At 62.9% G+C, this 26587-nt stretch carries 27 protein-coding genes; 8 read left to right on the top strand and 19 right to left on the bottom strand.

Annotated elements, in window-relative coordinates; genetic code table 11:
* The first annotated feature begins 18 nt into the window (after positions 1–18).
* Positions 19–354 (top strand): Grx4 family monothiol glutaredoxin, encoded by a 336-nt coding sequence (gene grxD, locus SB765_RS08815; protein WP_016498211.1) that lies wholly within the window; start codon positions 19–21, stop codon positions 352–354.
* Between the two features lie 57 nt (positions 355–411).
* On the opposite strand, the gene bfr is transcribed toward grxD, so the two are convergent.
* Both bfr and SB765_RS08805 read right to left on the bottom strand, forming a co-directional pair.
* A complete protein-coding gene (gene bfr, locus SB765_RS08810; protein ID WP_016498212.1) occupies positions 412–885 on the bottom strand; it encodes a bacterioferritin in 474 nt (157 codons plus the stop codon).
* Between the two features lie 201 nt (positions 886–1086).
* Positions 1087–1305, bottom strand: coding sequence for a bacterioferritin-associated ferredoxin (locus SB765_RS08805; RefSeq protein WP_016488781.1), 219 nt, complete (start codon positions 1303–1305; stop codon positions 1087–1089).
* Between the two features lie 224 nt (positions 1306–1529).
* On the opposite strand from SB765_RS08805, the gene SB765_RS08800 reads away from it, so the two are divergent.
* Positions 1530–2132 carry a peroxiredoxin gene (locus SB765_RS08800; RefSeq protein ID WP_012273884.1) on the top strand — a complete coding sequence of 201 codons (603 nt, stop codon included), beginning with the start codon at positions 1530–1532 and terminating at the stop codon, positions 2130–2132.
* Between the two features lie 178 nt (positions 2133–2310).
* Here SB765_RS08800 and rnt read toward each other — a convergent pair whose 3' ends face one another.
* Positions 2311–2958 (bottom strand): ribonuclease T, encoded by a 648-nt coding sequence (gene rnt, locus SB765_RS08795; protein WP_217435874.1) that lies wholly within the window; start codon positions 2956–2958, stop codon positions 2311–2313.
* 23 nt (positions 2959–2981) lie between these two features.
* Complete coding sequence (gene pyrC / locus SB765_RS08790) at positions 2982–4028, bottom strand: dihydroorotase (RefSeq protein ID WP_341796623.1); 1047 nt, start codon at positions 4026–4028, stop codon at positions 2982–2984.
* A 130-nt stretch (positions 4029–4158) separates the two neighbouring features.
* On the opposite strand from pyrC, the gene SB765_RS08785 reads away from it, so the two are divergent.
* A complete protein-coding gene (locus SB765_RS08785) occupies positions 4159–5118 on the top strand; it encodes a flagellar protein MotY (protein WP_410931207.1) in 960 nt (319 codons plus the stop codon).
* A gap of 416 nt (positions 5119–5534) precedes the next feature.
* Positions 5535–6752, top strand: coding sequence for an argininosuccinate synthase (locus tag SB765_RS08780; RefSeq protein ID WP_341796621.1), 1218 nt, complete (start codon positions 5535–5537; stop codon positions 6750–6752).
* A gap of 71 nt (positions 6753–6823) precedes the next feature.
* Here SB765_RS08780 and SB765_RS08775 read toward each other — a convergent pair whose 3' ends face one another.
* Positions 6824–7306: a hypothetical protein gene (locus SB765_RS08775; protein ID WP_341796620.1), complete on the bottom strand. Its 483-nt coding sequence runs from the start codon at positions 7304–7306 to the stop codon at positions 6824–6826.
* Positions 7307–7677: 371 nt separating this feature from the next.
* Between SB765_RS08775 and SB765_RS08770 the strand changes: the two genes are divergently transcribed.
* The gene (locus SB765_RS08770; protein ID WP_016488774.1) at positions 7678–8301 is read left to right on the top strand and encodes a response regulator transcription factor; all 624 of its coding nucleotides are present in this window, start codon (positions 7678–7680) and stop codon (positions 8299–8301) included.
* Between the two features lie 55 nt (positions 8302–8356).
* Here SB765_RS08770 and SB765_RS08765 read toward each other — a convergent pair whose 3' ends face one another.
* The 7 genes from SB765_RS08765 to metG all read right to left on the bottom strand — a co-directional run bounded on the left by SB765_RS08765 (position 8357) and on the right by metG (position 14044).
* Positions 8357–8533, bottom strand: coding sequence for a PA3496 family putative envelope integrity protein (locus SB765_RS08765; protein ID WP_016498218.1), 177 nt, complete (start codon positions 8531–8533; stop codon positions 8357–8359).
* 104 nt (positions 8534–8637) lie between these two features.
* The gene (gene nth / locus SB765_RS08760) at positions 8638–9276 is read right to left on the bottom strand and encodes an endonuclease III (protein WP_410931206.1); all 639 of its coding nucleotides are present in this window, start codon (positions 9274–9276) and stop codon (positions 8638–8640) included.
* Positions 9277–9280: 4 nt separating this feature from the next.
* Complete coding sequence (locus tag SB765_RS08755) at positions 9281–9805, bottom strand: Rnf-Nqr domain containing protein (RefSeq protein WP_410931205.1); 525 nt, start codon at positions 9803–9805, stop codon at positions 9281–9283.
* The gene (locus SB765_RS08750; protein ID WP_410931204.1) at positions 9798–10400 is read right to left on the bottom strand and encodes an RnfABCDGE type electron transport complex subunit G; all 603 of its coding nucleotides are present in this window, start codon (positions 10398–10400) and stop codon (positions 9798–9800) included. Before SB765_RS08750 ends, SB765_RS08755 begins: the two co-directional genes overlap by 8 nt.
* Entirely contained in the window at positions 10397–11371 is a 975-nt protein-coding gene (locus tag SB765_RS08745; protein ID WP_410931203.1) for an RnfABCDGE type electron transport complex subunit D, read from the bottom strand. The genes SB765_RS08750 and SB765_RS08745 overlap by 4 nt, the downstream gene beginning before the upstream one ends.
* Positions 11368–11916 (bottom strand): Rnf-Nqr domain containing protein, encoded by a 549-nt coding sequence (locus tag SB765_RS08740; RefSeq protein ID WP_341796617.1) that lies wholly within the window; start codon positions 11914–11916, stop codon positions 11368–11370. Before SB765_RS08740 ends, SB765_RS08745 begins: the two co-directional genes overlap by 4 nt.
* An 88-nt stretch (positions 11917–12004) precedes the next feature.
* Positions 12005–14044 carry a methionine--tRNA ligase gene (gene metG, locus SB765_RS08735; protein ID WP_410931202.1) on the bottom strand — a complete coding sequence of 680 codons (2040 nt, stop codon included), beginning with the start codon at positions 14042–14044 and terminating at the stop codon, positions 12005–12007.
* Positions 14045–14202: 158 nt separating this feature from the next.
* Between metG and apbC the strand changes: the two genes are divergently transcribed.
* On the top strand, positions 14203–15297 hold the full coding sequence (gene apbC, locus SB765_RS08730; protein WP_341796616.1) for an iron-sulfur cluster carrier protein ApbC: 1095 nt from the start codon (positions 14203–14205) through the stop codon (positions 15295–15297).
* 185 nt (positions 15298–15482) lie between these two features.
* Here the strand turns inward: apbC and SB765_RS08725 are convergent, their stop codons facing one another.
* Positions 15483–15692 carry a cold-shock protein gene (locus SB765_RS08725; protein ID WP_012273869.1) on the bottom strand — a complete coding sequence of 70 codons (210 nt, stop codon included), beginning with the start codon at positions 15690–15692 and terminating at the stop codon, positions 15483–15485.
* Between the two features lie 328 nt (positions 15693–16020).
* Here SB765_RS08725 and dcd point away from each other — a divergent pair, with 328 nt between their 5' ends.
* Both dcd and SB765_RS08715 read left to right on the top strand, forming a co-directional pair.
* The gene (gene dcd, locus SB765_RS08720) at positions 16021–16587 is read left to right on the top strand and encodes a dCTP deaminase (protein WP_003258001.1); all 567 of its coding nucleotides are present in this window, start codon (positions 16021–16023) and stop codon (positions 16585–16587) included.
* A gap of 94 nt (positions 16588–16681) precedes the next feature.
* A complete protein-coding gene (locus tag SB765_RS08715; protein ID WP_016498226.1) occupies positions 16682–16909 on the top strand; it encodes a hypothetical protein in 228 nt (75 codons plus the stop codon).
* Positions 16910–16915: 6 nt separating this feature from the next.
* Here the strand turns inward: SB765_RS08715 and pdeM are convergent, their stop codons facing one another.
* The 6 genes from pdeM to SB765_RS08685 all read right to left on the bottom strand — a co-directional run bounded on the left by pdeM (position 16916) and on the right by SB765_RS08685 (position 26580).
* Positions 16916–17566, bottom strand: coding sequence for a ligase-associated DNA damage response endonuclease PdeM (gene pdeM / locus SB765_RS08710; protein ID WP_410910957.1), 651 nt, complete (start codon positions 17564–17566; stop codon positions 16916–16918).
* The gene (locus tag SB765_RS08705) at positions 17563–20016 is read right to left on the bottom strand and encodes a ligase-associated DNA damage response DEXH box helicase (protein ID WP_410931201.1); all 2454 of its coding nucleotides are present in this window, start codon (positions 20014–20016) and stop codon (positions 17563–17565) included. The genes pdeM and SB765_RS08705 overlap by 4 nt, the downstream gene beginning before the upstream one ends.
* Before the next feature lie 66 nt (positions 20017–20082).
* The gene (locus SB765_RS08700; protein ID WP_341796613.1) at positions 20083–21198 is read right to left on the bottom strand and encodes a succinylglutamate desuccinylase/aspartoacylase family protein; all 1116 of its coding nucleotides are present in this window, start codon (positions 21196–21198) and stop codon (positions 20083–20085) included.
* Between the two features lie 161 nt (positions 21199–21359).
* The gene (locus SB765_RS08695; protein WP_410931200.1) at positions 21360–23018 is read right to left on the bottom strand and encodes an ATP-dependent DNA ligase; all 1659 of its coding nucleotides are present in this window, start codon (positions 23016–23018) and stop codon (positions 21360–21362) included.
* Positions 23015–24031, bottom strand: coding sequence for a ligase-associated DNA damage response exonuclease (locus SB765_RS08690; protein ID WP_084966543.1), 1017 nt, complete (start codon positions 24029–24031; stop codon positions 23015–23017). Before SB765_RS08690 ends, SB765_RS08695 begins: the two co-directional genes overlap by 4 nt.
* Before the next feature lie 107 nt (positions 24032–24138).
* Positions 24139–26580: a penicillin acylase family protein gene (locus tag SB765_RS08685; protein WP_410931199.1), complete on the bottom strand. Its 2442-nt coding sequence runs from the start codon at positions 26578–26580 to the stop codon at positions 24139–24141.
* Positions 26581–26587: the final 7 nt, after the last annotated feature.

Genomic DNA, 26587 nt, shown 5'->3' with positions numbered 1-26587 from the left:
GTTAAGCCGAGGTGCTACATGGATATCATCGAAACGATCAAAGAGCAGATTGCCAACAACACCATTCTGCTTTACATGAAAGGCTCGCCGAATGCCCCGCAATGCGGGTTCTCGGCCAAGGCATCGCAAGCAGTGATGGGTTGTGGCGAGAAGTTCGCCTACGTCGACATCCTGCAGAACCCGGAAATCCGTGCCAACCTGCCAAAATATGCCAACTGGCCGACCTTCCCGCAGCTGTGGGTAGCCGGTGAGCTGGTTGGCGGTAGCGACATCATGCTGGAAATGTTCGAGAAGGGTGAGTTGCAAACCCTGATCAAGGACGCTGCTGCCAAAGCCAAGGCTTCCGAAGCCTGAGCTTCCGGCAAGCATAAAAAAACCCGCTGATAGCGGGTTTTTTTATGCGGCGAATAATTATTCTTCGCCCATCTGCGACTGCAGGTAGTTTTCGATAGTGATCTTGTCGATCAGCCCCAGTTGGGTTTCCAGCCAGTCGATGTGCTCTTCCTCGGATTCGAGGATCTCTTCAAGCATGTCACGCGAGCCGAAGTCGCCAGCGGTTTCGCAATGGGCGATGGCTGCCTTCAGGTCGGCCAGGCCTTTCTTTTCAAGCTTCAGGTCGCACTCGAGCATTTCCTTGGTGTGCTCGCCGATCAGCAGCTTGCCCAGGTCCTGAACGTTAGGGATGCCTTCGAGGAAGAGAATACGCTTGATCAGTTTGTCAGCGTGCTTCATCTCGTCGATGGATTCCTTGTACTCGTGCTTGCCGAGCTTGTTCAGGCCCCAATCTTCGTACATGCGTGCGTGCAGGAAGTACTGGTTGATCGCGACCAGCTCGTTTCCGAGGATCTTGTTGAGATGCTGGATGACGCTTACGTCGCCTTTCATTACGGGTTCCTGCCCTGTAGAAGTGTGCCAATACAGTGAAGTTTGAGCCCGATACTTAGTAGTGTCAAACCTAAGTTGTTGAATAATAAGTGAAAATTAATAGGAATAAGAATGTTTGTGAACCGCGTTGGAGCGCTAACTTATTGAATTCAAGGCATAAAAAAACCGGACACAGGGTCCGGTTCATTGAATTCTGGGGTTTCAGGCCGCGGTAAATTCCACGGGATAGGGCAGGGCTGCCTGGCTGACCTGAAGCTCGGTCAGGGTCTCACGGACCACTTCCTTGGCCAGGCAGGCGCATTTGCCACACTGGCTTGCGACATTGGTCGCGGCTCGCACTTCCTTGTAACTGCAGCATCCTTCATAGATCGCATCGCGGATCTGTCCGTCGGTGACGCCGACACAAAGACACACATACATAAGGGCTGACCATCGCGGGTTGAGTCGATGGATTGGAGCTTAATGTTAATGAGAATGCTTGTCAAAGTGCTTTCTGAAAAGGCTGTGCTTGAGCGACCGGTGGTTGCCTGCCTGATGGATTCGGCCTGTCATCAGAAGCCGTGTATGATGGTCTGCCTTTGTTGGATGTCGGGCAAGCCCGTCTGGCCCGGCAAACGGTTTTTCACCCTCATCAGGAGATTACAATGAGCGTACTCGTTGGTAAGAAAGCCCCCGATTTCACCGTTCCAGCCGTGCTGGGCAATGGCGAGATCGTCGACAGCTTCAACCTGGCTTCGGCCATCAAGGGCAAGTACGGCCTGGTGTTCTTCTACCCGCTGGACTTCACCTTCGTCTGCCCGTCCGAGCTGATCGCCCTGGACAACCGCATCCCGGACTTCCAGGCGCGCAACGTCGAAGTGATCGGCGTGTCGATCGACTCGCACTTCACCCACAACGCCTGGCGTAACACCCCGGTCAACAACGGCGGCATCGGTCAGGTGAAGTACACCCTGGCTGCCGACATGACTCACGAAATCTGCAAAGCCTACGACGTAGAGTCCGAAGGCGGCGTGGCCTTCCGTGGCGCCTTCCTGATCGACACCAACGGTGTTGTCCGCTCGCAGATCATCAACGACCTGCCACTGGGCCGTAACATGGACGAGCTGCTGCGCCTGGTTGACGCCCTGCAGTTCCACGAAGAGCACGGCGAAGTCTGCCCTGCCAACTGGAAAAAAGGCGACAAAGGCATGAACGCTTCGCCAGAAGGCGTCGCAGCCTACCTGAGCGAGAACGCTGGCAAGCTGTAATTGCCGCTCGCATAAAAAAACCGGCCTTCGTGGCCGGTTTTTTTGTGCCTGGACTTCAGGGCTTTCAGTGCCTGTCCTGGCTCTTTCGCGGCACAAGGCCGCTCCTGCGGGAGTACGCATACCCTGGAGGAGCGGCCTTGTGCCGCGAAAGGGCCGCAACGCGGCCCCCGGACTCAACTCAATCGTTGAAGTCGCGCCAGCCGCCCATCTCTTTCCAGCGGTTGACGATGCCGCAGAACAGCTCGGCCGTCTTCTCGGTGTCGTACCGCGCCGAGTGCGCCTCACGCCCGTCGAAGTCGATGTCCGCGCTCTGGCAGGCACGCGCCAGCACGGTCTGGCCATACGCCAGGCCCGCGAGGGTAGCGGTGTCGAAGCTCGAAAACGGGTGGAACGGGTTGCGCTTCAGGTCGTTGCGCGCCACCGCCGCATTGAGGAAGCCCAGGTCGAAGCTGCTGTTGTGGCCGACCAGGATCGCCCGCTTGCAGCCATTGGCCTTGAGTGCCTTGCGTACGCCGCGGAAGATGTCGGTCAGCGCGCTTTCCTCGCTGACGGCCATGCGCAGCGGGTGGTCCAGCTTGATGCCGGTAAACTCCAGCGCGGCGGCTTCGATGTTGGCGCCCTCGAACGGCTCTACCCGGTGGAAGTAAGTGTGCTCGGGGAACAGGAAGCCTTTCTCGTCCATGCCGATAGTGACGGCGGCAATTTCCAGCAGGGCATCGGTGGCGCTGTTGAAACCACCTGTCTCCACATCCACCACTACCGGCAGGTAGCCGCGGAAGCGCTCGGCCATCGGGTGGCGCGAACCGCTGCTGCCTTGGGTGTCCATGTCGTCTTCGTAGAGTTCTTCGCTCACGCGTTTTCCTCCAGCAGGCGCCAGCGCAGTTTTTCACCGGCGCGCAGCGGGATTACGGTCTGCTCGCCAAATGGCAGGCTGTCCGGGGCGGTCCATTCTTCACGCACCAAGGTAATGGTGTCGGTGTTCGCCGGCAGGCCGTAGAAGGCCGGGCCGTGCAGGCTGGCAAAGCCTTCCAGCTTGTCCAGCGCGTTACGCTGCTCGAACGCTTCGGCGTACATTTCGATGGCCGCGTAGGCGGTGTAGCAACCGGCGCACCCGCAGGCGGCTTCCTTGGCGTGACGAGCGTGCGGTGCCGAGTCGGTGCCCAGGAAGAACTTCGGGTTACCGCTGGTGGCCGCGTCCAGCAGCGCCACCTGGTGGGTGTTGCGCTTGAGGATCGGCAGGCAGTAGAAGTGCGGGCGAATGCCGCCAACCAGCATGTGGTTGCGGTTGTACAGCAGGTGCTGCGCGGTGATGGTCGCGCCGACGTTGGCCGAAGCCTCGGTAACGAACTGCGCGGCATCGCCGGTGGTGATGTGTTCGAACACCACTTTCAGCGTCGGGAAGCGCTCGACCAGACGACGCATGTGCTCGTCGATGAAGCGCTTCTCGCGGTCGAAGACGTCGATCTCGCTACGGGTCACTTCGCCATGCACCAGCAGCGGCATGCCAACTTCCGCCAGCGCCTCGATGGCCGGGAAGATGTTGTCGATGCTGGTCACGCCCGAATCGGAGTTGGTGGTAGCGCCGGCCGGGTACAGTTTGGCGGCGTACACGATGCCGCTGGCCTTGGCCTCGCGGATGTCGTCGGCGCTGGTGCGGTCGGTGAGGTACAGCACCATCAGCGGCTCGAAGCGGCTGCCGGCAGGGCGGGCGGCCAGGATGCGCTCACGATAGGCGCCGGCCTCGTCGGCATTACGCACCGGAGGAACCAGGTTAGGCATGATGATGGCACGGGCAAAAGTGCGCGCCACGTCGCCAACGGTGTGGGGCAGGACGGCACCATCGCGCAGATGGATGTGCCAGTCGTCGGGGCGCAGGAGGGTCAGGCGATCGGACATTGGGGATTCCAGGCGGGTCGAACTCAAGCCCCAATGCTACCGGAAAACCCTGGGGCGAGCACGGCTATCAAGTTTTCCGGCAGGCGTCCGATAGCCTGCAGGTAAGCCGTCAGAATTAGTGGAGCCGCCCGTGCGCCAGCGTTACCTAACCCTGTTGACCCTGTTCGCCAGCCTGCCGGCCGGCGCACTGACTTTCCAGACGCGCATGGAGAACATTGCCTGGAAGGTCGAGGGTGACCAGTTCGAGTGCCGTCTTATCCAGCCAATAGAAGGTTTTGGCAGCGGCGAGTTCGTGCGTCGGGCAGGTGAACAACCTGTGTTCCAGCTGCGTTCGGACAGCAACGTACTGGGTGCAGGTACGGCCAGCCTGCTGGCGGCGGCGGCGCCGTGGCAGCCTGGGCGGGGTGATATCAACCTGGGCAGTGTGCGCATGGCCCGCACCGGAGTGCTGTTCAGTTCCTCCCAAGGCCAGGCCAGCCGCCTGATCAACGGCTTGCTCGACGGGCGCAGCACAGTGGTGCGCAACTACACCGGTGAGGCCGGCAGGCCGATGGAAGTGCGCGTGCTGCCGGTCAGCTTTGCCAAGGCCTACAGCGACTACCAGGTTTGTGCCAGCAAGCTGCTGCCTATGAATTACGATCAGGTGCGCCAGACCCAAGTGGGCTTCCCGGGTGGCGGCACCGATCTGGACGCGTCGGCACGTGCACGGCTGGATGTGATCCTGGATTACATGAAAGCCGACCCGACGGTAAACCACATCGAGCTGAACGGCCACTCCGACAACAGTGGCAACCGCCTGACCAATCGTGACCTGTCGCGCCGTCGCGCGCTGGCGGTGGCTGACTACTTCAAGGCCCATGGCTTGGCTGAAGACCAGATCACGGTGCGCTTCCATGGCGAGCAGTACCCGTTGGTGAAGAACAACAGCGCTGCCAACCGGGCGCGCAATCGCCGGGTGAATATCGAGCTGGATCGGGTTTCGGTGGTTGAGAAACCTGTGGAAAAACCGGCTGAGCCAGCGGCGCCTGCCGCCCCGGCCCCAGCCCCAGCCAAACCGGCTGCTGCCGCGCCGGGGGCGAAGGCGCCCTGAGATCGGTGTGGCTCCAGGTGTTTGCCACGACATTTCCAGCGCCTGTGAGATCGAGCGCCGCCCGCGCGGCGCTTCGCAGCACGAGGCTGCTCCTACATCTGTTTCGGGCCAGTTATTCCTGAAGTTGCAGCGCTGCGCCTTGGCGTCCACATCGATATCGTGCCAGGCGAACAAGGCGTTCGCGTGCTCAGGCACAGGCGTGACTGGCCGGAAACAACTGTAGGAGCAGCCTTGTGCTGCGAAGCGCCGCGCGGGCGGCGCTCGATCTCACAGGCGCTAGAGATGGTCATGCATACACCCGTCGCCCTTCCGACAGTTCCTGTCGCTTTGTCGTCAGAAGCTGTCGCCCCACTGTAAATTTATCCGCAAGGTCGTTAGAATCGATCCCTTTCCGTACAACCCCGTGGAGTGATGGCATGGCGGACGTAAAAAAGGTCGTACTGGCGTATTCCGGCGGCCTTGATACTTCGGTGATTCTCAAGTGGCTGCAGGATACCTACAACTGCGAAGTGGTGACCTTCACCGCTGACCTGGGTCAGGGCGAAGAGGTCGAGCCGGCCCGTGCCAAGGCCCAGGCAATGGGTGTTAAAGAGATCTACATCGACGACCTGCGCGAAGAATTCGTGCGTGATTTCGTGTTCCCGATGTTCCGCGCCAACACCGTATACGAAGGCGAGTACCTGCTGGGTACTTCCATCGCCCGCCCGCTGATCGCCAAGCGTCTGATCGAAATCGCCAACGAAACCGGCGCTGACGCCATTTCCCATGGCGCCACCGGCAAAGGCAACGACCAGGTGCGTTTCGAGCTGGGTGCCTACGCCCTGAAACCAGGCGTCAAGGTCATCGCCCCGTGGCGTGAGTGGGACCTGCTGTCCCGCGAAAAACTGATGGACTACGCCGAAAAGCACGGCATCCCGATCGAGCGCCACGGCAAGAAGAAGTCGCCGTACTCGATGGACGCCAACCTGCTGCACATCTCCTACGAAGGCGGTGTCCTGGAAGATACCTGGACCGAGCACGAAGAAGACATGTGGCGCTGGAGCGTCTCGCCTGAGAACGCCCCGGACCAGGCGACCTACATCGAGCTCACCTACCGTAACGGTGACATCGTTGCGATTGATGGCGTCGAGAAGACTCCGGCCACCGTCCTGGCCGACCTGAACCGTATCGGCGGTGCCAACGGCATCGGCCGCCTGGACATCGTCGAGAACCGTTACGTCGGCATGAAGTCGCGTGGCTGCTACGAGACCCCAGGCGGCACCATCATGCTCAAGGCCCACCGTGCCATCGAGTCGATCACCCTGGACCGCGAAGTCGCTCACCTGAAAGATGAGCTGATGCCGAAGTACGCCAGCCTGATCTACACCGGCTACTGGTGGAGCCCGGAGCGTCTGATGCTGCAACAGATGATCGACGCTTCGCAGGTCAACGTGAATGGCGTGGTACGCCTGAAGCTGTACAAAGGCAACGTGATCGTGGTCGGCCGCCAGTCGGACGACTCGCTGTTCGATGCCAACATCGCGACCTTCGAGGAAGATGGCGGCGCCTACAACCAGGCAGACGCGGCCGGCTTCATCAAGCTGAACGCACTGCGCATGCGCATTGCTGCCAACAAGGGCCGTTCGCTGCTCTGATTGCTGGCACGTGTCGTAGAAACCCCGGCTCAGGCCGGGGTTTTTTTCTGGCTGCAGAAACGTCCGGGCTTTTAGCGCTCGTCGTTCACGACGTTGCCCTCGAGTGCGCTGATCGACAGCTGCGCACATTGCCGCCTGTCCAGATTGCAAAAGCGCCAGGTACGCGCTGGTACGGGGGGGTGGGCTAGTGCAGACAGGAGTTGCTGTTCCATCATGCGGTTGGCGTCGGGGCCGGAAAACATGAACGTGACTGGCTCGCCCTTGGTCGCTTCGTGGGGACTGTTGGTCATGGCAGGAGTGGCCACGTTGTTGGGGATCGGCATGTTGTCATCCGTCGTTCTGCCGGGCGATGGGCTGTAGAACGACTTGTAGTTGAAATTGAGCGTCAGGAAGAACAGTGCTGTGAGAAAAAACGGGAAGCCCACCAGAAACCAGGTGTAGAGTTTTTGGCTGGACTCGCTGAGAAACGGCAGTGTCGCGAGCGCGGAGGCTTCGATGATCCCCGCGAAGATGGCAATGATCGTCAGCGGGGCGACAGGTTGTGCTTGGGTCATTTGGGCCGTCTCCAGCGGTTTTGCCCATCTATACCTGACCGTTGAACTCAACTAAAGACTGGACTGGTTTCCGGGTGAGAACTCATCGCCGAATAGCCTGGTTGCCTTGATTTTTCAGCGTGTTTGAGTTGGAGATTTCTTCAAGTGGGCGTCAGTTTTTCAACTGGTGCGAAATTGCGGGCGGGTGATACCGTCAGTTTGGTGATAAAGAATTTAGTTATTACAACTGCAGTAATTATTTGTAGGAAATTTCCGTAAGTTTTGTAAGTTTCATCTGCTCATCAGTTTCGCTGGGAATTCGCCGCGCCATCGGACGCCCTGTCGGTTATCGTGGCGTGCCAAAGCAAAAACAATGAATCAATGGATATCGCATGAATAAAGTGCTTATCGTGGATGATCATCCGGTCATACGCCTGGCCGTGCGCATGCTGATGGAGCGGCATGGGTATGACGTGGTGGCGGAAACCGACAACGGGGTGGCTGCACTGCAACTCACACGGCAACACCTGCCGGATATCGTGGTACTGGATATTGGCATCCCCAGGCTTGATGGCCTGGAGGTGATCGCGCGCATGGCAACGTTCAGCCCGGGGAGCAAAGTCCTGGTACTGACGTCGCAGGCCCCCGGCAACTTCTCGATGCGCTGCATGCAGGCGGGGGCATCGGGTTACGTGTGCAAGCAGCAGGAACTCACCGAATTGCTCAGCGCCATCAAGGCCGTGTTGTCAGGGTATAGCTACTTCCCCAACCAGGCCTTGCATGCGTCGCGTGGCAGGGGAGGGGGGAGCGAGACGGATATGGTCAACCGTCTTTCAGCGCGCGAGATGACCGTGTTGCAGCAGTTGGCGCGGGGGCGCTCGAACAAGGAAATTGCCGACAGCATGTTCCTCAGCAACAAGACGGTCAGTACCTACAAGTCCCGGCTGTTGCTCAAGCTCAATGCGCGGTCGCTGGTTGACCTCATCGAACTGGCGCAGCGGCAAGGTCTTAACTGACTGCCAGGCCGCAAAGCCTCCCGTCAGGAGGCTTTGCCAGGGCTCCCGAGCAGCGCTACAGGTCGTAGTCGAAATCGGCCAGTTGCTTTTGCAGGCGCCGTTCTTCCAGCATGTTGTCGATGGTGCGGCGTTTGCTCAGGTTGGTCTTGGCGCTTTCCACCTGGGGTTCCGCTTCATCCTCTGTGGCAACAAAATCATCTTCGATCGACAGGTCGTCTTTATCGGTGCTCATGAGTCGCTCCAAGCCAAGGGGCCATTGGCCGTCCTTATAACCAGAAAGCAGACGCTGGTAAAAAAGATTTTTTCAATCGCCGCGAGTGGTTTTGAGCTATCGGCTCAATCGTCACTGGTCTTGTGGTTGTATTCGCACAAGTCTTCGATCCGGCAACTGCCACACCTTGGCTTGCGGGCCTGGCACACATAGCGCCCATGCAGGATCAACCAGTGATGGGCGTCGAGCAGGTAATCCTTTGGCACGAACTTGACCAGTTTCTTCTCCACCTCCAGCACCGTCTTGCCTGGCGCGATGCCCGTGCGGTTGCTGACCCGGAATATATGGGTATCCACCGCCATGGTCGGCTGGCGAAAGGCAGTGTTAAGCACCACGTTGGCGGTCTTGCGGCCCACGCCGGGCAGTGCCTCCAACGCTTCGCGGGTTTGCGGCACCTCGCTGCCGTGCTGCTCTATCAGCATCCGGCAGGCTTCGATGACGTTTTTGGCCTTGCTGTTGTAAAGGCCGATGGTCTTGATGTATTCGCTCAGGCCTTCAACGCCCAGGGCATGGATGGCCTCGGGGGTGTTGGCGACGGGGAACAGGCGGGCGGTGGCCTTGTTGACGCCGACGTCAGTGGATTGCGCAGACAACGTCACGGCGACCAGCAGTTCGAACGGGGTGGTGTAGGCCAGTTCTGTCTTGGGGTCGGGGTTGTCTTCGTGCAGCCTGCGAAAGATCTCCAGGCGTTTGGCGGCATTCATGAAATCAGAGCTTTCCTTGACGACGTGGGTGGGCAGGGCCCGGACGCAGGCGATTGTACAAGGCCAGCAGCAGTCCGAGCAGTAGCAGCGCGCCGGGGGCCAGGCTGGCCAGGTGCAGGCCGGTCAGCTCAGCCAACCCTTGGCGGCTGGCGCCGAGCAGCATGCAGATGCCAAGCACAGCGCCAAGGTGCCTGACGAGCAGGCGCCAGCGGCCCTGATCAGGCAACAGGTGGTCGTAAGCCAGGCATGGCAGGCAAAGCAGCGCTGGATAGTGGCCCAGGGCTATGGCCAGTGGCAGCAGCCACGCACGCAAGGCCAGTTGCAGGCAGCTTGCCAGGGCGGCCAACAGCAACAGGCTCGCCAGCACGTACGCCCAGTTGGCCAGCCGCTGGCGCAAGGGTGCCAGCAACACCTGGTGCAGGCTAACCATCACGATCGCGCACACGCCGATGGCGGCGCCCTCGCGCAGCGTTACGGTGGCACCGAGCATGGGCACAAGGCTTGCTGCCAGCCAGTAGACGCTATTCATGCGGGGTGACCTCCAGCAGCGTGCTGCGCTGCTCATCGAAGTAGCTCAGGGCCTCCTGTAGTGCCGTGATCACGGCCCGTGAGGTCACGGTTGCGCCGGCCAGTTGGTCAAAGTCGCCCTGGTCCCGCTTCAGCGCCCAGTGGTCGCCCAACTGACGGTTGTCAAACTGCTCCAGCCAGTGCACCTGTGGGTCTCCCAGGCGTGCGCCCAACCCCGGGCTTTCCTGTTGCTCGACCACTTGGCTACCGATCAGCCGGCCGTCGGCGGCGATGGCGATGCTCAGCACGATCGGCCCGACATAACCTTGGGCCTGGGTGATCAGGATGATTGCGGTGGGCTCGCCGGCTCGGGTGGCCCGGTAAGCTGCCAGGATCCGGCTGTTTGGCCGCTGGGCGGCGGGCCTTGGCAGGGGGCTGTCCAGTGGCTGGTTGTCGTAACTGCCTTCAGGCAGCACCGCCAGCCGCTGGCGGCTTTGCAGTCGCTTCTCGGCGCTGACGATGGCGGTACTGGTCCAATGTCGCCAGGTCAGCGTGGCAGACACAGCCAGTGCCCCGGTCAGCAGCAGCAGGCCTGCGTCACGCGCAAGGCGGTTCATCGGGGGGCCTGCTGGCGCTGCAGGGCCAGGCGCTCAAGGCTCGGTGCCATGAGGTTCATCAGCAAGATGGCGAATGCCGTGCCATCCGGGTAGTTGCCCCAGGTGCGAATCAGGTAGATCAGCAGCCCGGCTCCCAGGCCGAAGCACAACCTGGCCCATTCATTCTTGGGGCCGGAGACGGGCTCGGTAGCAATGAAGAACGCCGCCAGCATGGTTGACCCAGAGAACAGGTGCAGCAAGGGGGAGCCGTTGGAGTCCGACCCCGAACCGTTCCAGCCCAACAGGCTGAACACGAATAGCCCTGCCAGCAAGCCCGCAGGCGCGTGCCAGCTGATCACCTTGCGCTGCAGCAGGAACAGGCCGCCAAGCAGGAACGCCAGGTTGGCCCATTCACTGCCCCTGCCGCCAATACTGCCGAAGCCCGGATGACTGGCGAACAGCTCGTCAATGGTCAGGCTGCGATTGTGGCGCAGGCCGTCGAGCAGCGTAGGCCGAGCCCAGGCATCAATGTGCTGACCACCTGTAAACACCTGCTGCAGGCTTTCCAGCAGGCCAGGTGCAGGCCCTGGCCAATGGTTCATCTGCAACGGGAAGCTCAGCAATACGAAGGCATAACCTACCATGGCCGGGTTGAACAGGTTGCGCCCGACACCGCCAAACGCTTGCTTGCCGATGCCGATGGCAACGCTGGTGGCGACCACAGGTAACCACCAAGGGGTGAGGGTGGGCAGGGCGCACGCCAGCAAGATGGCTGTCACCAGTGCGCTGCCATCGCTCAGCGCCGGCTTCGGCGGTTGCCCGCGCATTGCAAGCAGCAGGGTTTCGCACAGTATGGCGGCACTGGCGCAGAGCAACAGGTTTACCAGCAAACCCCAGCCGTGCAGCCACAGCAGTGTCAGCAGGCCAGGTATGCAGGCCAGCAAGACCAGGCCCATGCTGGTGCGTAGTCGCGGGTCGGGGCTGGTGTTCATTGTGCAAACAACCCATTGAAGCCGGAAAATGCCATGGCCATTACCCCGGCACCGATCAATTCGATAGGCAGGCCGCGCAGCACGCCGGGGATATCGGCATGGGCACTGCGCTGGCGCAGGTCAGTGAACAAGACCAGCGCCAGCCAGAAGCCACCACCGGCCAGCAAGGCTTGCAGCAGAATGGCGGGCCACGTGCTGTCGTCGCTGGCCTGCTGTAGCGCCAGCCCAAGCGCTACGGCATTGCTCAAGAGTAGGCCTGGCAACCCCGTCACGGGCCAGGTCGGGCGCCATTTGGCCAGCAGCCACGGCACACCCCATGCCAGCAATGCCAGCCAGGGCAATAGCACGAACAGGGCAAGGTCTTGGATGTGCAACGGGGCAAGCACCCCTCGCACCAGCAACTGGGCACCGATCACGCCCAGCGCAATGCACAGCGCGCAGGCCAGGCCGTGCACATGCAAGTGCAGCCTGGGGGCTGACGGTTTTAGCAGGCACAGGTGATTGACCAGCGCCGCGCTGATCAGGACCAGGATGTAGTCGCTCATGAGATGACGATAGCCGGGAATCAGGGTGGTTGTCCGGCAAGCAAGGCGCAGAAGGAACTGCCCCGGCACGAGGGCCGGGGCAGGGGCGTTACTTGATGCGCTGGCCTGGCTTGGCGCCGCTGTCCGGGCTCAGCAGGTAGATTTCTTCACCGCCAGGGCCGGCGGCCATGACCATGCCCTCGGACACGCCAAAGCGCATCTTCCGTGGCTTGAGGTTGGCAACCATCATGGTCAGGCGGCCTTCCAGCTTGGACGGGTCGGGGTAAGCCGACTTGATGCCGGAGAACACGTTGCGGCGCTCGTCACCGATATCCAGGGTCAGTTGCAGCAGCTTGTCGGCGCCGGATACGGCTTCGGCCTTGACGATCAGTGCCACGCGCAGGTCAACGGCAGCGAATGTGTCGAACTCGATTTCTGCCGAAAGCGGGTCCTTGGTCAGCTCGCCATTGCCGGCCGGGGCCTTGGCTTCGGCGGCCAGCAGGTCTTCCTTGCTGGCTGCGACCATGGCTTCGACCTTGGCCGGTTCGATGCGGCTCATCAGTGCCTTGAACGGGTTCAGCTGGTGGTTTTCCAGGCGCGACAGGTGGTCGTTCCAGGCCAGCGGGGCAACGTTGAGGAAGGCCTCGGCGTCGGCGGCCAGCACGGGCAGCACGGGCTTGAGGAAGATCACCAGCTGACGGAACAGGTTGATGCCCTGGGCGCAGATGGCCTGCACTTCATCCTGCTTGCCTTCCTGCTTGGCCAGCGACCACGGTGCCTTGTCGGCGATCCAGGCGTTGGCGCGGTCGGCCAACGCCATGATCTCGCGCATGGCGCGGCCGAAGTCGCGGCCTTCGTAGGCTTCGGCGATAGACGGGGCAGCGGCCAGGAAGGCCTCGGTCAGCTCCGGTGCGGCATCGCCGGCCACCATCACGCCTTCATTGCCTTTGTGGATGAACCCGGCGCAGCGGCTGGCGATGTTGACTACCTTGCCCACCAGGTCGGAGTTGACCTTCTGCACGAAGTCTTCCAGGTTCAGGTCCAGGTCGTCGACACCACGGCCCAGCTTGGCTGCGTAGTAGTAACGCAGGTATTCCGGCTGCAGGTGGTCAAGGTAGGTGCGGGCCTTGATGAAGGTGCCGCGCGACTTGGACATCTTGGCGCCATTGACGGTCAGGTAGCCGTGCACGTTGACCGCGGTCGGCTTGCGGAAGCCGGCGCCTTCGAGCATGGCGGGCCAGAACAGGGCGTGGAAGTTGACGATGTCCTTGCCGATGAAGTGGTACAGCTCGGCCTTTGAGTCTTCCTTCCAGAAGGCGTCGAAGTCCAGCTCGGGACGGCGTGCGCACAGGTTCTTGAAGCTGGCCATGTAGCCGATTGGCGCGTCCAGCCACACGTAGAAGTACTTGCCCGGTTCGCCCGGGATCTCGAAGCCGAAGTACGGCGCGTCACGGGAGATATCCCACTCCTGCAGGCCGGAATCCAGCCATTCGGCCAGCTTGTTGGCCACCGCATCCTGCAGGGTGCCGCTGCGGGTCCACTGCTGCAGCATGGCCTGGAAGTCGGGCAGCTTGAAGAAGAAGTGCTGCGAATCACGCAGTACCGGGGTGGCACCGGAAATCGCCGACTTTGGGTTCTTCAGCTCGGTAGGCGCGTAGGTGGCGCCGCATTTTTCACAGTTGTCGCCGTACTGGTCTTCGGCCGCGCACTTGGGGCAGGTACCCTTGATGAAGCGGTCGGCCAGGAACATGCCCTTTTCCGGGTCGAAATACTGGGTCACCGAACGGGTGGCGATGTGCCCGGCTTCACGCAGGCGCGTGTAGATCATGCTCGACAGTTCGCGGTTTTCTTCGCTGTGGGTGGAGTGGAAGTTGTCGAACTCCACCAGGAAGTCTGCGAAGTCGCCGCTGTGCTCGGCCTGGACGTTGGCGATCAGCTGTTCCGGCGTGATGCCTTCTTTTTCGGCACGCAGCATGATGGCCGAGCCGTGGGCGTCGTCGGCGCAGACATAGATGCACTGGTTGCCGCGCATTTTCTGGAAGCGGACCCACATGTCTGTCTGGATGTACTCGAGCATATGGCCAAGATGGATGGATCCATTGGCATAGGGCAGGGCGCTGGTGACGAGAATCTGACGTGGCTCGGACATGGTGGCTCGGCTACTTATCTGGCTACGGGGTAAAAATGAGGGTGATCGGCCACTATAAAGGGCCGGCGAAGATATTTCACCCCGCATGCGCATCTGCTGACGATTGACGGGTTAGGATAGGCGCCTGTTCTACATCAAGTTTGCCAATGGGAGTCTCCATGAGTGCCGTCACCCGTGCCGCCGTCGAAGGCGTGCTTCGCCAGTACACCGACCCCTACCTGAACCAGGACCCGGTCAGCGCCGGTTGCGTGCGCGCCATTGATATCCAGGGCGCGCAGGTCAGCGTGCAATTGCAGTTGGGGTATGCCGCCGGGCTGTTCAAGAGCGGCTGGGCCCAGGTGCTGCAGACCGCCATCGGCAACCTCGAGGGCGTCAGCAGCGCCCAGGTGTCGATCGATTGCCAGGTGGCCGCGCACAAGGCCCAGGCCCAGGTACCGGCCATGGCCAACGTCAAGAACATCATTGCCGTGGCCTCGGGCAAGGGTGGGGTAGGCAAGTCGACCACCGCGGCCAACCTGGCCTTGGCGCTGGCCCGCGAAGGCGCGCGCGTGGGTATTCTCGATGCCGACATCTACGGCCCAAGCCAGGGCGTGATGTTCGGTATTGCTGAAGGCACCCGCCCACAGATCCGTGACCAGAAGTGGTTTGTGCCGATCAAGGCCCATGGTGTGGAAGTCATGTCCATGGCGTTCCTCACCGACGACAATACGCCGATGGTCTGGCGAGGCCCGATGGTCTCTGGTGCGCTGCTGCAACTGGTGACCCAAACCGCATGGGACGACCTGGATTACCTGGTGATCGACATGCCGCCGGGTACCGGCGATATCCAGCTGACCCTGGCGCAGAAGGTGCCGGTGGCCGGCTCTGTGATCGTTACCACCCCGCAGGATCTGGCATTGCTGGATGCCAAGAAAGGTGTGGAGATGTTCCGCAAGGTCAACATCCCGGTGCTCGGCGTGGTCGAGAACATGGCCGTGCATATCTGTTCCAACTGTGGTCATGCCGAGCATCTGTTCGGCGAAGGCGGTGGTGAGAAGCTGGCGAGCCAGTATGGCGTCGACCTGCTGGCATCGTTGCCGTTGTCGATGCTGATCCGCGAGCAGGCCGACAGCGGCAAGCCCACGGCGATTGCCGAGCCGGAAAGCCAGATTGCCATGGTCTATCAGGAACTGGCCCGCCAGGTGGGTGCACGGATCGTCTTGCAAGAAGCGGCGGCACCGGCGATGCCGAGCATTACCATCAGCGAAGACTGACGCATTTCCTGTGGGAGCGGCCTTGTGTCGCGAAAGGGCCGCAAAGCGGCCCCAGCAGTATTTGGTTGGATCACATATCTTGGGGGGTGCTTCGCCCCCCTTCGCGACACAAGGTCGCTCCTACACAGGCATAAAAAAACCCGCCAGAAGGCGGGTTTTTTTGAAAGCCAGGAAGCGAGATCGACTTAGGCGATCTGAACTTCTTCAGCCTGCATGCCTTTCTGGCCGCGGGTAGCGACGAAAGTAACAGCCTGGCCTTCTTTCAGGGTTTTGAAGCCGTCAGCTTGGATGGCTTTGAAGTGCACGAACAGGTCGTCGCCCGACTGAGGGGTGATGAAGCCGTAGCCTTTTTCATCGTTGAACCACTTAACGGTACCGTTTTGACGGTTGGACATTTTTCTGTCTCCTTGGACAATTTAAGAACGGTCAGGAAAAACCCTGCCCGGGACTGAGCGCAAAGAGAGCAGAAAATTCAGCGATGGGCCGATCAGGATCGTGCATCAAACTAGAGATTCTCGGTGTCACGTGCAGCACAGTGGCGCCACCTTACCCCACTTTCCGCAACCTGCCAATGGTCTGAGGATGCATTAGGCAAATTCGGATCGACGGTGGCTGCAGCCTCCGCTTGGCGCGGGATGCGGCATAGAACTTTAACCTGGGCGCCGGGACCGGTAAGATGCGGATCACGATTTTTACCACGCAACTCTTCAGGACACCCCCGCCATGAGCATCAAATCGGACAAGTGGATTCGCCGCATGGCGCAGGAACACGGCATGATCGAACCGTTCGTCGAGCGCCAGGTGCGCGGCGAACAGGACAGCCGGGTCATTTCCTTCGGTGTCTCCAGCTACGGCTACGACGTGCGCTGCGCCGACGAATTCAAGGTTTTCACCAACATCAACTCGGCCACCGTCGACCCCAAGAACTTCGATGCCGGCAGCTTCGTCGATATCAAGAGCGACGTGTGCATCATCCCGCCGAACTCCTTCGCCCTGGCCCGCACCGTCGAGTACTTCCGCATTCCGCGTGACGTGCTGACCATCTGCCTGGGCAAGAGCACCTATGCCCGTTGCGGCATCATTGTCAACGTCACCCCGCTTGAGCCAGAGTGGGAAGGCCATGTGACGCTGGAGTTCTCCAACACCACCACGCTACCGGCAAAAATTTACGCCAACGAAGGCGTGGCACAGATGCTGTTCCTGCAGTCTGACGAAGAGTGCGAAGTGTCCTACAAGGACCGTGGCGGCAAATACCAGGGCCAGCGCGGCGTTACCCTGCCACGTACCTGACCCGACAAACGCGGGGAATTCCCCGTGCCTTTGGCACTCCAACGCAGTAATGCCGGTGCGCATGATGTGCATCGGCCTTCGTCAGGAGCCGCCAATGAAACTCCATCCCGCAATCAGTGCCAAGCTGGCAGGCCTGCAGCCAAACCACATCGGGTTGTTGCCCTGGTCACTGCTGGCGCACCCGCTGCCGATGCAGGCGGGGGGCGTGCCCCATCAGCCTGATCCCGATACGCCACAGCCACCGGAACCGGGTGAAACGCAACCCATGGAGCCGGGTGAGCCAACGTTGCCGGACGAGCCGCCGCCAGCGCCTGTAGCCTGAGCACCGTTACAGCGCCCAGACCCGCCCTGCGCCGGCCAGGTATATCCGGCCGGTTGCGCAGGGTGCAATTGTCCAGCCGCCGGTGAATTCTCCGAATGCCGGTAGCAGGCTGACGCCTTCATCGATCAGGAAGCATGGCAATCGCACGCGCTGACGGGCCTTCCCGCGCAGGACGAATGCCGGGTGTACATGGCCTGCCAGCACCGGGTGCATCGTGTGGGGCCGGGGCTCGTGCTGTAGCGCAAACGGCTCCAGTATCCAGGGTTCGTCCTGTACTTCAATGCGCAGCGAGGCGGGTGGATCGCCAGCGTTGCGATCGTGGTTGCCGCGTATCAGCACGATATGCAGGTGCTCATGCCGCTCCCGCCACACCTGAAGCCTGGCCAGCGTTGCGGGTGCGCGGGCGGTGCGCGCATGGAGAAAGTCGCCAAGGACGATGAGTTGCTCGCAGTCGTGCGCTGCCAGCAGGGCGTCTAGGCGGGCGAGGGTCGCTGCGGTGGTGCCGCGCGGTACTGGTTGATGCAGGGCGCGATAGCTGGCGGCCTTGCCGATGTGCAGGTCGGCAACCAGCAAGGCCCGGCGAGCAGGCCAGTAGATGGCCTTGTCGGCAAGCAGCCAAAGCGTCTGACCGCAGTGCTCGATGGGCTGATGGGTCATTCTGGCCCGCCTGCCGCGCGTTCAAGCTCGGCGACCATCCGGGCAATGCGGTCCGCCAGTTTTTCGGTGCTCAGGGTCTCGCGCATGCCCTCCACCAGCAAGGCAAACGCCAACGGCCCTGGCCGTTTCAACATACGCAAATCCAGTTGCAGGCCGTTCATTTTCAGCAAATGCCGATGCAGCCGTTCGATTTCCAGCTCCTCGCTCAGCACCTCATCCCGCGCCTGACCCAGCAGCAGATTCCCGGCGTCATGCTTGCGGAAAACCTCGTAGAACAGCCCACTGGACGCCTGGATCTGTCGGGTGCTTTTTTGCGCCGCCGGGTACCCGCCAAACACCAGTCCGGCAATCTGGGCGATCTCACGAAAGCGCCGCAACGCCATTTCTCCCGCATTCAGGCTGGCCAGCACATCTTCCAGCAGTTGCCCGGTTGCAAGCGCCTGAGGTAAGTGCGCCGCCCAGTCCACGTTACCGGGGCTGAGCAGTTCGAACCCGTAATCGTTGACAGCAATGGACACCGACAGTGGCTGCACGTGGCTGACCCGCCAGGCGATCAGGTTGGCCAGGCCCAGGTTGGCCATGCGCCCGGCAAACGGGTACAGGAACAAGTGCCAGCCCTGGCGGGATTTGAACGTCTCGGCCAGTAATGTGCCGGTGGTGGGCAACGCTGACCATTGGGCCTGTAGCGCCAGCAGCGGGCGCACCGCACGCATCTCAGGGCCGTCGAAGCGTTCATGGGCTGCGGCATCGAGCTGTTCGACCAACGCGTCGGCCAGTTCGCTCGACAGCGGCATGCGCCCGCCATTCCAGCGGGCCACCGCAGCCTTGCGCGCAGTGCTGCGACGCACATAGGCCGTCATGTTTTCCACGCGCACCAGTTCCAGCACGCGCCCGGCAAATACCAGCGTATCGCCGGGCCGCAGGCGTGAAATGAATGCCTCTTCAACACTGCCCAATGTCTTGCCCCCGCCGCCCTTGGACCAATATTTAAGTTGCAGGTTGGCATCGCTGACGATGGTGCCGATGCTCATGCGATGGCGCCGCGCCAGGCGCTCGCTGGCGACCCGGTAAATGCCATCGGCCTGGCGTTCGACACGCTGGTAGTCCGGGTAGGCGCTGAGTGAGCCGCCGCCGCGGCAGACGAAGTCCAGGGCCCATTGCCACTGGCTGTCGCGCAATGCGGCGAACGCCCAGGTGCTGCGCACTTCGGCCAGTAGCTGTTCGGCGTCAAAGCCACTGCCCAGGGCCATGCTGACCAAATGCTGCACCAGCACGTCCATGCACAGCCGTGGCGAGACGCGCGCTTCGATGTGCCCGGCCGCAAGTGCCTGGCGCGCCGCTGCGGCTTCCACCAGTTCCAGGCTGTGAGTGGGCACCAGGGTTATGCGCGAACGCCGCCCCGGTGCATGGCCGGAGCGGCCAGCCCGCTGCATCAGGCGGGCAATGCCCTTGGCCGAGCCGATTTGCAGCACCCGCTCCACCGGCAGGAAGTCCACGCCCAGGTCCAGGCTGGACGTACAGACCACTGCCTTCAGGCTGCCCTGCTTGAGGCTGCGCTCGACCCAGTCTCGGGTTTCCCGGGCCAGCGAGGCATGGTGCAAGGCAATCAGCCCTGCCCAGTCGGGGCGGGCTTCAAGCAGGGCCTGGTACCAGAGTTCGGCCTGGGCACGGGTATTGGTGAACACCAGGCAGCTGGCACTGGCATCGATCTCCTGGCTGACCTGGTCGAGCATCTTCAGGCCCATGTGGCCGGCCCACGGGAAGCGCTCTATTGCCGCCGGCAGCAGGGTATCGACCTGCAGCGCCTTGTCCTGGCGGCCCTGCACCAGCAGGCCGCCTTGCGGCAACAGCACCTCCAGCGCGTGTTGCAGGTTGCCAAGCGTGGCAGAGAGGCCCCAGGTGGGCAGGTCGGGGTGCCACTGGCGCAGGTGGGCCAGCGCCAGTTGCAGTTGTACACCGCGCTTGTTGCCCAGCAGTTCGTGCCATTCATCCACCACCACCAGGCGCAGCGTGGCGAAATCTTCGCGCGCCTGTGCCCGGGTCAGCAGCAATGTCAGGCTTTCGGGGGTGGTGACCAGCACGCTGGGCAGGCGCCGTGCTTGCCGGGCGCGTTCGGCGCTGCCGGTGTCGCCGCTGCGCACGCCTACACGCCAGGGCAGTTCAAGCTCATCGAGCGGCGCCTGCAAGGCGCGCGCAGTGTCGGCGGCCAAGGCCCGCATGGGCGTGACCCACACCACCTGCAAGGGCACAGGTTGGCTGCCCTGGGGCTTGGGCTTGAAAGCGCGAAGCGCGGCGAGCCACACGGCGTAGGTCTTGCCGGCGCCGGTGCTGGCGTGCAGCAGGCCAGACTCACCACGCTCGACAGCTGCCCACACGCGTCGCTGGAAAGCGAACGGCTTCCACCCTCGTTTGGCGAACCAGGCATTGGCAAGGTCGGTGGCGGCGGGCATGAGGCAGTGGTCCGTCGAAGGGTGTGCTTCTACAGACCATCCGCCAGGGGCAATGGTTTTACCGAATCAGTTGCCCAGCAGATAGCCGCTGCGGCACACCTGCTCGCCGGCCACATGGGCGATGACCATGCCAGCCGTTGCCATGCGCCGCACGCTGCGGGCGTACAGCAGGCCCGGCTGGCTGTTACGCACTGCGGTCACCCGGTCGCTGAGCGGGTCGATGATTTCCGCGATCAACTGGCCGGCTTCCAGGTGCTGACCGGGTTTGGCGTGATACACCAGCAAGCCGCCGAGTGGCGTCGACACCGGTTCCACAGCGGCCAGCGGCGTGGCGGGGTGGAGCAATGCTGGCAAGGAGGGGCTGGCGCCTTCGATTACACCCGCGTGGGTCAGGAAGTTGATTATCGCTTGGCAATCCTTGCTGGCCAGGTCATGACAAACATCCGCCTGGCCGCGCAACTCGACGGTCACCGAGCAGCAGCCCAGCGGAATCGGGAAGCGCTTGCCGAAGCGTTGCTGCAACTGCCACCAGACCAGGCTGAAGCATTCGTCGAACGACTGTCCGCCCGAGTCGGTGGCCAGCAGGCTGGCCTGGGCCCCCAGGTAGCGGGCCAGCGGCTCGATCTGCGGCCAGGCGTCTGGAGTGGTGTACAGGTGCTCGACCGCCTCGAAATCGCAGTGCAGGTCCAGCACCATGTCGGCGTCGCAGGCCAGCCGCTGCAGGATCAGGCGCTGGGCCTGCAGGGGTGTGCGGGCCGGGTGTGCGTCCAGCCCACGGCGCAGGTATTCGCGGATAAGTGCGATGTTGTGGGCCGGGTCCTGGGCCAGGTGTTCTTCGATCTGGTCGCCGATGCTGTCCGACAGGTCGACGAAATTGCGGTTGAAGTTCTCGCCGCTTTGCAGTTCGAAGCGCCCCAGTGGCGCATCCAGCAGCACTTGCTCCAGGCCGACCGGGTTGGCCACCGGTACCAGGATGATTTCACGTTGCAGGCGGCCTTGTTGTTCAAGGTCCGCCAGGCGGCGTTTGAGGTGCCAGGCCACCAGCATGCCCGGTAGCTCGTCGGCGTGCAGCGAGGCCTGTATATAGACCTTGCCACCACCGCGGGGGCCGAAGTGAAAGCTGTGCAGTTGGCGGGTGATGCCCGGAACGGGTGAGAGCAGGTCGTGTGTTGAATGGTGCATGGTGGTCCTGGATGCGTGGCGAATACGGTCTGCGACACGGGTCGGCACAAAGATAGAAGCATAGTTTTTGGCCTTGCGCCTCCATCGCTTGCGCCTCGATCACCGTGCTGGCCTCTTCGCGGGCATGCCCGCGAAAAGGCCCTCCGGGGGCCGAAACTGCCTCAGGCCAGCAATGCCTGCAGGGTCGCCAGGTCATCCGCCTCTTCCACCGGCTTGTCCAGCCGCCAGCGCAGCATGCGCGGAAAGCGCACGGCGATGCCGCTTTTATGGCGTTTCGATAATGCGATGCCTTCGAAGCCCAGTTCGAACACCAGCGTCGGCGTCACACTGCGCACCGGGCCGAAGGTTTCCACCGTGGTCTTGCGGATAATGGCGTCGACCTTGCGCATTTCTTCGTCACTGAGCCCGGAGTAGGCCTTGGCAAAGGGCACCAGTGCGCGCCCCTGGGTGCCGGCCGGTGCGTCCCACACGGCGAAGGTGTAGTCGCTGTACAGGCTGGCCCGCCGGCCGTGGCCGCGCTGGGCGTATATCAGCACGGCATCGACGCTGAACGGGTCGATCTTCCACTTCCACCAGGTGCCCATGTCCTTGGTGCGCCCAACGCCGTACAAGGCTTCACGTTGCTTGAGCATCAGGCCCTCGACACCCAGGCTGCGTGATTGCTCGCGCTGGCGGGCGAGGTCGGCCCAGTCCGGGCCATCAAGCAGGGGCGACAGCAGCACCGGGGCCAGTGGGTGGTCTTCCACCAACCGTTCCAGTTGCCAGCGGCGCTCGTGCTGCGGCCGGTTGCGCCAGTCCTCGCCTTGCCACTCCAGCAGATCGTAGGCTTGCAGCACCACCGGGGCATCGCTCAGCAATTTTTTGCCCAGCGTCTTGCGCCCGATGCGCTGCTGTAGCAGGGCAAAAGGCTGGACGGCCAGTTCAGCGGGGGTATCGCCTGGCTTCCATACCAGGATTTCACCATCCAGCACCACGCCATCGGGTAACGTCTGCGCCAGGCTGTGCAGCTCGGGGAAGCGTTCGGTAACCAGCTCTTCGCCACGCGACCAAACCCACAGTTGGCCTTCGCGCTTGACCACTTGGGCGCGGATGCCGTCCCATTTCCACTCGATCTGCCAGGCACTTGGCGGCCCAAGCAGTGTGTCGAACTGTTCCGTTGGCGCTTGCAGCGGGTGCGCCAGGAAGAACGGGTAGGGCTGGCCGCCGCGCTGGCTGTGTTCATCGGCCGACTCGGCTGCAACCAGCCTCTGGTAGCTGGCCGCTGTTGGACGGTGGCTGATATCGGTATAGCCGACCATCCGCTGGGCGATGCGTTTGGCGTCCAGCCCGGCCAGTTGTGCCAGGGCGCGGGTGACCAGCAGCTTGGACACGCCCACGCGAAAACTGCCCGTGATCAGCTTCAGGCACAGCATCAGGCTGGGGCGGTCCAGCTGCGCCCACAGCGGCTGCAGGCGCTGCTGAACCTGCTCAGGCGATAGCACGCGCAGCGGCAGCAAATATTGCTCCACCCAGGTGGCAAGGCCTTCATTGCTGCCATCGGCGTGTACGGGCACCAACAGCGAAATGGTTTCGGCCAGGTCACCTACTGCCTGGTAGCTTTCTTCAAAGAGCCAGTCCGGCAACCCGGCCTGTGCCGTTGCCTGTTCGCGTAACACGCGCGTGGGCACCAGCTGGCGCGGGCGCCCGCCGGCCAGAAAGTACACGGCCCAGGCCGCATCCTCGGCGGGGGCACTGGCGAAATAGTCGCGCAGGGCCTCAAGCTTGGCATTGCTGGACGTGGTCGCGTCCAGGCGCAGGTACAACGTGGCGAAGGCTTTCATGGTGCAGGTTCGGTAGTGGCGACGTCGTCCTCGTCGCCGTACTCGGTGGCGAAGGCGCGGGCATCAAGGCCTTGTTCGTTGAGGTAGCGCACCAGCACATTGACCGAGCCGTGGGTAACCATCACCCGTTCGGCGCCGGTCTGGCCGATTGCCCACAGCAGGCCGGGCCAGTCGGCATGGTCCGAGAGCACGAAGCCCCGGTCCACGCCGCGCCGTCGGCGGGCGCCGCGCAACAGCATCCAGCCGCTGGCGAAGGCGTCGCTGTACTCGCCGAAGCGGCGCATCCAGCTGCTGCCACCGGCCGAGGGTGGTGCCAGGACCAGCGCCTGGCGCAGCAAAGGGTCGTTGCGCGGGATATCGCCGGCATAGTGGGTCTGCGGCAGGTGTATGCCGGCGTCCCGGTACACCCGGTTGAGCGGCTCGACGGCGCCATGCACGAGGATCGGGCCGATGCTGGGGTCCAGCCCATGCAGAATGCGCTGGGCCTTGCCGAAGGCGTAGCAGAACAGCACGCTGGCCTTGCCCTGTTCGCTGTTGGCCCGCCACCAGGCATTGATGCCGGCGAAGATCTCACCCTGGCTTGGCCAGCGGTAGATCGGCAGGCCGAAGGTCGATTCGGTGATAAAGGTGTGGCACGGCACCGGTTCGAAGGGGGTGCAGGTGCCATCGGGCTCTACCTTGTAGTCACCAGAGGCGACCCAGACTTGGCCCTGATGCTCCAGGCGCACCTGCGCCGAGCCCAGCACATGCCCGGCCGGGTGCAGGCTCAGGGTCACACCGTGGTGTATCAGGCGCTCGCCATAGGGCAGGGTCTGCAAATTGATACCCTGGCCCAGGCGGCTGCGCAGGATACCGGCGCCGGGGCTGGCGGTCAGATAATGGCCATTGCCGGTGCGTGCATGGTCACCGTGGCCATGGGTGATCACGGCGCGGTCCACCGGCCGCCAAGGGTCTATGTAGAAATCACCGGGCGGGCAGTAGAGGCCTTCGGGGCGGGCGATAACGAGGTCCATGGCATGGGCGCCGGTTTGGAGTTACCAGTTAGGAGCCATGCGGGTGAAAGGAAGTTCGACAGGAAATGGTTGGGGCTGCCAAGCAGCCCCAAAGCAGGCAATGCCGTTTATTTGCCGGGCACCAACGTAAGCCGCGGGTTGCCATACGCCCTGCCGAAGTTTTGCGGCTGTAGCGGCAGGCTCATGAAGCGCCCTTTGAACCAGGCATCCAGCCCGTCACTGTAGTGCGCGCTGGCCGGATTGCCGGACTGGCCGCTGCTGGTCAGCACCTGCAAAGGTTCGGCCTGGCCGAAGTCGACGATCATCCGCGCCGAGGCCGGCAGACGGGTGTCGAAGTCGCTGCCCCAGGCATACGGCGTGAGGGCCAGGGTCGTGAAATCGCCGCCAGCGGCCAGCGGCGAACGGCTGGTGGCATCGCCCAGGCCATGGTAGGCCGGTGCCGGCCAGCGGTACTGGTGCAGCTTGCCCCACTGCCAGGCGCGGCGGTCGGCACCCAGTTGTGCGGTGCCGGCATCCACCGCGCCAGCCAGGCTGCGGGCGAGGATGGTGGGTTTGTCTTCTTTCTGCGGGGTGCTGCGGTCATCCCAGAACGGGCTGTCGTCGCGCCCCAGCAGGTGATCGGCCTGCGCCGAGAACGACAACCGGGCATTGCTGACGAACGCCTGCCACGCCGGGCCGGACTCTGGGCCGAGGTCGTCGAGGAACGTTTGCCGTGCAACTTCCTGGAGGAACAGCTCGTACAGCGCTGCATCCGCCGACACCGGGCTCAGACGGCCGTCGAAAGCTTTCAGCCGGGCCAGCGCGTCTTTGGCCTTGTCGCGCTGTGCGGCGGGCAGGGCATCGATCGCCTGTTTCAGTGGCTGGGCCATGCCAGGGGCATCGAACATCTGCTTGAGCTTGGCGGCCAGCAGGGTCTCCTGATCGTTTTGCAGGGCCATCAGGCTGCGGCTGTCGTGGCGGCCATTGCCGGCCAGCTGGGCCAGGCGTTCAGCGCGTTCCGGGTAGTACCAGGTGCTGGACAACTGCATCCCATAGCCACGTGGCAGGCTGCGCTGGTTGGCGTGGCCGATCCAGCCGGCGGGTGGGTCCTGGTCGTAGGGGTGCAGCATTGGGTCGGCATAGCCGTCCCAGTCATAGCGCCCGTCCCAGCCCGGCGAGGGCAGCAGGCCCTGGCCTTCGCGGCGGTTGGGGTAACGGCCGCTGACCTGCCAGCCGATATGGTCGGGCTCGGCGAAGACGAAGTTGAGGGCGGCGGCGGTCACTTCACGGGTGCTGTCGAAGGCGCGCTCGACGTTCTTGGCACGGGTCAGGTCAAACAGTGCATCCAGGCTGCGGTCGCCCTTGAACTGTGGCAGGTTCAGCGCCAGGCCCAGGCTGGCGTTATCAGGTTGGGCCAGCAGGGTACCGTGGCGGGTGTCGTACATCACCTCGCGCAGCGGGCGCTGGCCCCGGACGAAGAAGGTTTCGCTACGGGCGCGGGCCGGCAGCCATTTGCCATCGGCGAGGTAGGTCAGCTGGCTGCCCTGGCGACGCAGTTGCTCCAGGTACAGGTCCTGGTTGTCGGCCATCACGGCGCTGCTGCTCCAGGCCAGCTTGCCGTTGTAGCCAGCCAGCACGATCGGCAGGCCGGGCAACGACAGGCCGGCAACCTGGTACTTGCCCGTGTGGATTTGTACCGGGCTCAGGGCCCAGGCGGCGCGGCTGTCGCTGGCCAGCAGGCTCTTGCCGCTGCGGCTGCGCTGCGGGCCCAGCGCCAGGTTGGCAGAGCCCGGGCTGCCGAGCAGGTCAAGGTCGGCCAGTTTCTGGCTGGCGGCCGCCAGCGCTGGCAGGCCCGGCAACTGGCTGGCCAGGTTCAGGCCCTTGAGCTTGTCCACTTCCGTTTCGGCCAACGGCTCATCCGGTGCACCGGGCAGCAACCAGGCCAGCTTGTCACTGCCGGCTTTCTGCGCCAGGGTCAGGGCGCTCAGTTCTTCCTGCAGGTTCACCGACTGGCTGAACGCGTACAGGCAGAAGATCAGCGCCGAGTCTTCGGGCTTCCAGTACTCGGGGCGATAGCCGCTGTTGGCAAGGTCGGCCGGCAGCTTGTCGCGGTAGCGGAACAGGTAGGCGTTGACCCCGCGTGCATACACTTCGAAGAAGCGCTTGAGCCGTGGCGATGCGTCGGCGTATTGCTGGGCGGCGCTCTGCTTGAGGTTGGCTGCGCGCATCAGGCGGTCGATGTCCAGCGCGTCGCTGCCGGCCAGTTCGGCCAGGCGGCCCTGGGCGAGCAGGCGCATGGCGACCATCTGTTCGATACGGTCGCCCGCGTGCACGTAGCCCAGGCTGAACAGCGCATCATGGAAGCTGCTGCTTTCGATCAATGGCGCGCTCATGGCGTTGCGGCGGATCGAGACGTTCTGCGCCAGGCCTTTGAGCGGCTGCACGCCGCTGGTCGGTGGCACGCTGTCCTGGTGGCCGCCCGTCTGGCAGCCGGCCAGCCCGAGCATGCCGAGCAGCGTGGCGGCGGTTGCAAACCGCAGGCGGAAGGGAGGAAAGGCGGGGGCGGCCATGACAAGG

The sequence above is a fragment of the Pseudomonas sp. SIMBA_067 genome (assembly GCF_046534675.1).
Taxonomy (GTDB): Bacteria; Pseudomonadota; Gammaproteobacteria; order Pseudomonadales; family Pseudomonadaceae; genus Aquipseudomonas; species Aquipseudomonas putida.
The sequence above is the reverse complement of the archived record's forward strand: the minus strand, read 5'-3'. Positions and strand labels throughout refer to the sequence as shown.